At 44.4% G+C, this 6,967-nt stretch carries 3 protein-coding genes and 1 pseudogene; 2 read left to right on the top strand and 2 right to left on the bottom strand.

All coding sequences use genetic code 11. From position 1 onward, the window contains the following. Positions 1 to 481 (bottom strand): annotated as a pseudogene (locus OU792_RS05810) (hypothetical protein); the annotation flags it as partial. A gap of 220 nt (positions 482 to 701) precedes the next feature. Here OU792_RS05810 and ppsA point away from each other — a divergent pair. Both ppsA and OU792_RS05800 read left to right on the top strand, forming a co-directional pair. After that, positions 702 to 3,074: a phosphoenolpyruvate synthase gene (gene ppsA / locus OU792_RS05805; RefSeq protein ID WP_274669707.1), complete on the top strand. Its 2,373-nt coding sequence runs from the start codon at positions 702 to 704 to the stop codon at positions 3,072 to 3,074. A 417-nt stretch (positions 3,075 to 3,491) separates the two neighbouring features. Continuing rightward, on the top strand, positions 3,492 to 5,405 hold the full coding sequence (locus OU792_RS05800; protein WP_134200310.1) for a CocE/NonD family hydrolase: 1,914 nt from the start codon (positions 3,492 to 3,494) through the stop codon (positions 5,403 to 5,405). Between the two features lie 41 nt (positions 5,406 to 5,446). Here OU792_RS05800 and gndA read toward each other — a convergent pair whose 3' ends face one another. Next, a complete protein-coding gene (gene gndA, locus OU792_RS05795; protein ID WP_134200308.1) occupies positions 5,447 to 6,862 on the bottom strand; it encodes an NADP-dependent phosphogluconate dehydrogenase in 1,416 nt (471 codons plus the stop codon). Between the last annotated feature and the right edge of the window lie 105 nt (positions 6,863 to 6,967).

Here is a 6,967-nt window from a genome sequence, read left to right as displayed (position 1 = left end):
GCGGATAGATTTCTTTCAGGATTTCTTCAATCGGCTTCCCATTGATGCTTATCAATTCTGTACCAATCTGAATTTCCTCTGTGTCAGAAAAATTTTTCTTGACTAATGCTTTTCCCTCTTCAAAGGCCAATTCTAATGGAAAAATTGTCCCTCCAGCATAGGCATATTCACCATAGGCCTGACCCGGAAATGGGATCTCCGTATGACCATTGTTGACTTTGGAAACAACGGCCTGAAAAAACTTAGTCGCATCCAGATAGCTAAGCGAATCTGCGGTGATTGAGGCTTTTACCTGCTGATAATTCCGCTCAAAATCCGTCTCAGAGGTGTATCTGAAAAGATCGAAATGCGCAGCTTCCAAACTCTCCCGGAGATAGCTAAGGTCCTGCAACACCTCACTTTTAGAATATTTCTCAGCAGTCTGTGCATAAGATGAAAGGACAAAAAATTGAATAAATGCAAAAGTGTAGAAAATTTTCATCTCAAAATTTTATTTGGTTTTCGTTGCAATTTGTTCTAAAACGCATTGATCCAGCAAAATGCTACAGATCAAAGGTAAAAAATATTTTGAACTCAAAGACTGACCATCATAAGCTAATCAATTGATTTTCTGGACTCAATATTAGGAAAAGGCCTGATTTTTATCAGCTAAAACGGAGCTATTCTTTCCTATTTTTAAGTATCAATAACGAGCAAATAGGATGGCAGATTTGATAGTATCGTTTCGGGAGATCGGAATGGAAGACGTAGCAAAAGTGGGAGGAAAAAATGCCTCTCTCGGTGAGATGTTTCAAAAGTTGATTCCTCTGAAAATCAATATACCTGATGGTTTTGCTGTGACAGCAAATGCCTACCGGCTTTTTGTGCAGCACAATCAAATCGACGAAGCTATCCACGACCATCTAAAGCAGTTGGATCTGAAAGACTTTTCCAACCTCAATTCAGTCTCTAGCTCTATCAAAAAGCTTTTTCTCAAAGGCACCTTTCCGGATGAATTGATCGAGGAAATCGAAGGAGCTTACTTGAAGCTTTGCGAAGCAAATGGGCGCGAAGTAGATGTAGCTGTCCGGAGTAGTGCTACAGCGGAGGATCTTCCGGGAGCTAGTTTTGCAGGATTGCATGAATCTTTCTTGAATATACAAGGAGAAAAAAAGCTCTTAGAAACCGTCAGATCTTGCTTTGCTTCGCTCTACAATGCCCGCGCGATCAAATATCGCCATGACAGGGGCTTTGACAAACACGAAATAGCACTCTCGGTAGGTGTGCAATTGATGGTGAGGGCTGACTTGGCTTGTAGCGGGGTTACTTTTTCCATCGACCCTGAATCGGGATTTTCCAATGCTGTTTTGATTACTGGCTGCTGGGGTTTGGGAGAAAATATCGTGCAAGGAGCAGTGATTCCCGATGAGTATTTGGTGTTCAAACCTTCTTTGGAAAAGGGTAAAAAGTCCATTATTTCCAAGAAAATAGGCTCCAAGACCAAAACCATGATCTATGAAAAAAAGGGAGGAGTAGTCAACCTAGATACCCCAAAAGAAAAACAAGAAGCCTTTGTACTTGACGAAAAAGAAATCGAAACACTGGGGAAATGGGCGGTGCAGATCGAGAAGCATTACCAAATGCCCATGGATATCGAATGGGCTAAGGATGGAAATTCCGGAGAGCTTTTTATCGTGCAAGCGCGACCGGAAACTGTACATGCTGACAAGGATCCATACGTACTGAAAGAGTATTCCTTGACAGAAAAAGGCGAGCTTCTGAGTTCCGGCTATGCTATCGGCAACGGAATCACAGCCGGAAAAGTCAAAATCCTTCACTCTCCCGCTGAGGCTGATCTGCTGGAAAAAGGGGATATTCTTCTCACCGAAATCACCAATCCTGATTGGGATCCGGTAATGAAAAAAGCCGGAGCCATTATTACAGCCAAAGGCGGCAGAACCAGCCATGCTGCCATTGTGGCGCGGGAAGTGGGGGCGCTGGCAATCGTGGGTGCAGAAGGGGCTCTGGAAAAGCTCAAAAATGGAGACTTGGTCACAGTAGACAATTCCTCCGGAAAAATCGGAAAAGTCTATGCCGGCAAACTGAAGTGGAAAACCCAGGAACACAATTTCAAAGGCCTTAAGCTTCCCAAAACCCAACCCATGTTTATCCTTGCCGATCCTGAAAAGGCTTTCAACCTCTCCTTTTTCCCAAATCAAGGAGTAGGATTGATGCGAATGGAATTTGTCGTCAACGGAAGCATCAAAGTGCATCCGATGGCTTTGGTGCATTTTGATGAGTTGGAGGATCTGAAAGAAAAAGCCCAAATCGAAACCCTCTGCAAGGGCTATTCTGACAAGCAAGAATATTTTGTGGATAATCTGTCTCAGGCTGTAGGGACGATAGCCGCCGCCTTCTATCCGAAGGATGTGATATTGCGCATGAGCGATTTCAAAACCAACGAGTATGCCCATCTTTTGGGAGGTGGCCAATTTGAAACTGGGGAAGAAAATCCCATGCTAGGCTTCCGAGGAGCCTCCCGGTACGATCACGAGCGCTACAGGGAAGGTTTCGCTTTGGAATGTCAAGCCGTCAAGCGGGTCAGAGAAGACATGGGATTAGAAAATCTCAAAGTGATGATTCCATTCTGCCGCACACCGGAGGAGGGCAAGAAAGTGATTACCCTGATGAAAAAGCTGGGATTGGAGCAGGGGAAGAATGGACTCGAGATCTACGTAATGGCCGAAATTCCCTCCAATGTGATCCTGGCTGAAAAGTTTGCCCAAATCTTCGACGGCTTTTCCATCGGTTCCAATGACCTGACCCAACTTACATTAGGCGTGGATCGGGATTCTGAGGTCTTGAACGAGCTTTTTGACGAAAATAACCCTGCTGTGAAATGGATGATCACGGAAGTGATTCGAAAAGCCAAAGCTGCTGGCAAGAAAATCGGGCTCTGTGGTCAGGCACCCAGCGACAATCCTGCTTTTGCTCAATTCCTGATCGAAGAAGGAATAGATAGTATTTCCTTTAATTCGGATGCATTACTTAAAGGAATTGAGAATATGATTGAGGCGGAAGGAAGAGGTAAGTAAGGGTTTAGAAAGCTATTCCGCAACCTCTGAAGCATCAGCACAAGTAACCCAACTATATCCCATCCTCATCAATGGCACATAAATGAATGGATAGGAAGCCTTTCTTCAAAAAAACTTTAATTTCACAAGTATGAAAACGAGCCTGCATTCCGCAGGTAGGCCTGCCTAAACAGACAGGGATTCTCCCGAATCAAGTTCGGGACAAGCTATGTGACCGCTTAAAAACAAATTATAAACACATGAAATCGAGCATGATGTACCCGTCACACAGAGAGATGATTATAACTGCGAGATTCCATCTGACTACTAAAAAACAAATTATAATCAGATGAAATCGAGCATGACGTACCCTTCACACCGGGGTATAACTATAATTGCAAGATTCCATGTGACCGCTTAAAAACAAATTATAAACACATGAAACAAACCTTATCTACTTTCCTTCTTTTCTTCCTGCTAGTCACAGGGAGTTTGTTTGCGCAAGTGGCTGACTCCACCTATATCAAAGAAAACTATGATAAAATGGAGGTTCAGATACCGATGCGTGATGGCGTTAAACTGTTTACTTCCATTTACATCCCAAAGGATAAATCAAAGATCTATCCCTTTTTGATGCAACGTACATGCTACAGCGTGGCTCCTTACGGAGAAAGTAATTACAAGACTAGCCTAGGCCCGAGTAGCTACCTGATGCGAGATGGGTATATTTTTGTCTACCAAGATGTCCGGGGCCGATGGATGTCAGAGGGAGAATTTACGAATATGACCCCCAACATTCCGGGAAATGATGTCAGTAACAAAACGGCGGTTGATGAATCATCGGACACTTTTGATACGATAGAATGGCTATTGGAAAACATTGCTGGGCATAATGGAAGAGTCGGTCAATGGGGAATTTCTTATCCAGGATTTTACACAGCAGCAGGGCTACCCGATGCCCACCCGGCCTTAAAAGCTTCTTCACCCCAAGCTCCGATTGCAGACTTTTTCTTTGATGACTTCCACCACAATGGCGCTTTTCTTCAAAGCTATACCGCTGCCATGCCGGTTTTTGGGTATCAGCATGATGGTCCTACGAGCTCTCCGTGGTATATGGACAAGCTTGCCCGGTTTATGAGTCAGCCAATCAGTGATGGCTATGATTTCAACCTTCGTTTGGGACCTTTGAAAAATATCACCGAGAAATATCATTACGATAATTTCTTTTGGCAGGAAATCACCGAGCATCCCAACTATGATGAATTTTGGCAAAAAAGAGCCATTCTCCCTCATTTGAATGATATCGATCATGCTGTCATGACTGTGGGTGGATGGTTTGATGCAGAAGACCTTTATGGGCCTTTGAATATTTATAAAACCATCGAAAGGACGAGTCCTTCGGCTGAAAACATGCTGGTCATGGGTCCCTGGGCTCACGGACAATGGTCTCGCCCTGAGACTGGTCAGACCACGCATGGCCATATTTACTTCGGCGATAGCATCAATACTTTCTATCAAAAAGAAGTGGAGCGCAGGTTTTTTAACCACCACTTAAAAGGAGGCGACAATCCGAAACTCCCTGAAGCGCTCATGTACGATACCGGCAAAAAGGAATGGAGAGAATTTGACGCTTGGCCGCCAAAAGAAATCGAACCAGCCAAACTTTATTTTGGGGAAAGGGGCCAATTATCGGTCAACAAACCTTTGGATGAAGAGGCTGTATTTGAATATATCAGTGACCCTGCAAAGCCCGTTCAATACACTTCCAACACAGAGAGTCTAGTTTTTACACCAAGACTTTTTATGAGTGATGACCAGCGAGAAGCAGGACGCAGGCCCGATGTGCTTACTTTTGAGACAGAGGTATTGGCTGAGGATGTGACCCTTGCAGGGGAAATCATGGCCCGATTGAAGGTTTCCATGACCGGTACGGATGCTGACTTCATCGTAAAACTCATCGATGTCTATCCTCAGGATCATCCGAATTATGATCATAATCCCAAGAATGTAATCATGGGTGGCTATCAGCAGCTCGTAAGATCAGAAGTGATGCGGGGTCGATTCCGAAATAGTTTCGAGAATCCCGAGCCATTCGAACCAAACAAGCCAACCGATGTGGATTTCCGACTTCAGGATCTGCTTCACACCTTCAAAAAAGGCCACCGCATCATGATCCAAATCCATAGCACTTGGTTCCCTTATATCGATCGCAATCCACAAAAATATGTGGATAACATCTATGAGGCATCGGAAGAAGACTTTATCAAGTCAACGATCCGAGTGTATGGCTCATCGGTGATTGAGATAGGTGGTAATCAAACCTTGGGAACCCAGTTGGAGCCCAAAAAGTAAAAAGCTACGAATGGCTTCAGTGACAAAAAAATGGGGGAGGATTAATTCTTCCCCCATTCTGTATGGAAAATACCTTCTCGATCGGTGCGTTCGTAGGTATGCGAACCAAAGTGATCGCGCTGCGCCTGAATCAAATTGAGCGGAAGTCTGCCTGTGGTCAGGGCATCGAAATAACTGATCGAAGTCAACAAGCCAGGCATGGCTATTCCCCTTTCCAGGGCTTGACTAGCCACTCTTCGAACTGCAGGAAGTACTGCATTCACCTTATCCACAAAACTTGGATAAAACAAAAGATTTTCAAGTTTTGGATTTTGGCCGAAGGCCTCTGCAATATCTGCCAATAAGCCCGCACGTATAATACATCCGGCACGCCAGATTTTGGCAATTTGAGCCAAATCCAACTCGTAGCCATATTCCTTGGAAGCCTCTGCAAGCTGATGCAAACCCTGCGCATAGGAGATGATAAAGGAGAAATACAAGGCCTGTTCTGCCTGCTCAATTAACTCTTCTTTTAACAAAGCAGGAAGCTTTGGACGATCGTAAAGTGAATCGGCATCGACACGCAAAGATTTCAAAGCCGATATCTCCCGCATACTCACAGCCATATCGATCGTAGGAACTGGAATTCCTAGATCCATAGCATTTTGGGAGGTCCACTTGCCGGTCCCTTTCTGCTTGGCTTTATCCAAAATCATATCCACCAAGCGGCCTGAACCCAAATCATCCTCCTGAAGGAAAATCTCTGCAGTAATTTCTACCAAAAAGGACTGTAAACGACCTTTATTCCAAGTATCAAAAACCTCATGCAACTCATCATTATTCAAACCTGCTCCACGATGCGACAAATCGTAAATTTCTGAAGTCAACTGCATCATGGCGTATTCGATGCCATTGTGAACCATCTTGACATAGTTACCAGCTGACTTGGGACCCAAGTAGGCCACGCAAGGTTCACCCTGATACTTGGCTGCTACTGCTTCAAAGATCGGGCGCACATGTTCGTAAGCTTCCTTATTTCCACCCGGCATGATACTAGGTCCTTTTCTAGCACCTTTGGCACCGCCGGAAACCCCAGAACCAAAGAAATGAATGCCCTTTTCGCTCAAATATGCATCCCGCCGATCTGTATCCGAAAAGAACGAATTCCCACCGTCAATGATGATATCGCCCTGATCAAGGTGCGGAAGTAAGTCTTCAATGACTTGATCCACAATTTTCCCTGCCGGCACAAGCAACATGATTTTGCGGGGACGCTTAAGTGATTGACAAAAAGTAGAAAGATCTTGGGTCGCATCGACACGAGAACGATCACCACCTTCTTCCCGGAGAGCCTCCACTTTTTCAGCATCCAAATCATAGCCGAAAGCTGAAAAGCCATTGTCTTTTACATTCAAAATAAAATTCCGCCCCATTACCCCGAGACCGATCAAACCAAAATCATATTGCGTTTCTTGCATGTTTTGCCTTATTCTAAAATTCAATTATTCCTACCAATCTGCACTCAAGCTCGCTCTTTCTCACCAATTCACTTATTTTTGTGTCAGATTTCAAAATTAACCGAT

Origin of the sequence: Algoriphagus sp. NF (assembly GCF_028823735.1) — a bacterium.
GTDB lineage: Bacteria > Bacteroidota > Bacteroidia > Cytophagales > Cyclobacteriaceae > Algoriphagus > Algoriphagus marincola.
This window is presented reverse-complemented; position numbering and strand designations above follow the sequence as displayed.

What these genes read in the sequence shown, in the direction of transcription:
- gndA (WP_134200308.1), bottom strand. Translation starts at nt 6,862, where the DNA reads ATGCAAGAAACGCAATATGATTTTGGTTTGATCGGTCTCGGGGTAATG.
- OU792_RS05800 (WP_134200310.1), top strand. Translation starts at nt 3,492, where the DNA reads ATGAAACAAACCTTATCTACTTTCCTTCTTTTCTTCCTGCTAGTCACA.
- ppsA (WP_274669707.1), top strand. Translation starts at nt 702, where the DNA reads ATGGCAGATTTGATAGTATCGTTTCGGGAGATCGGAATGGAAGACGTA.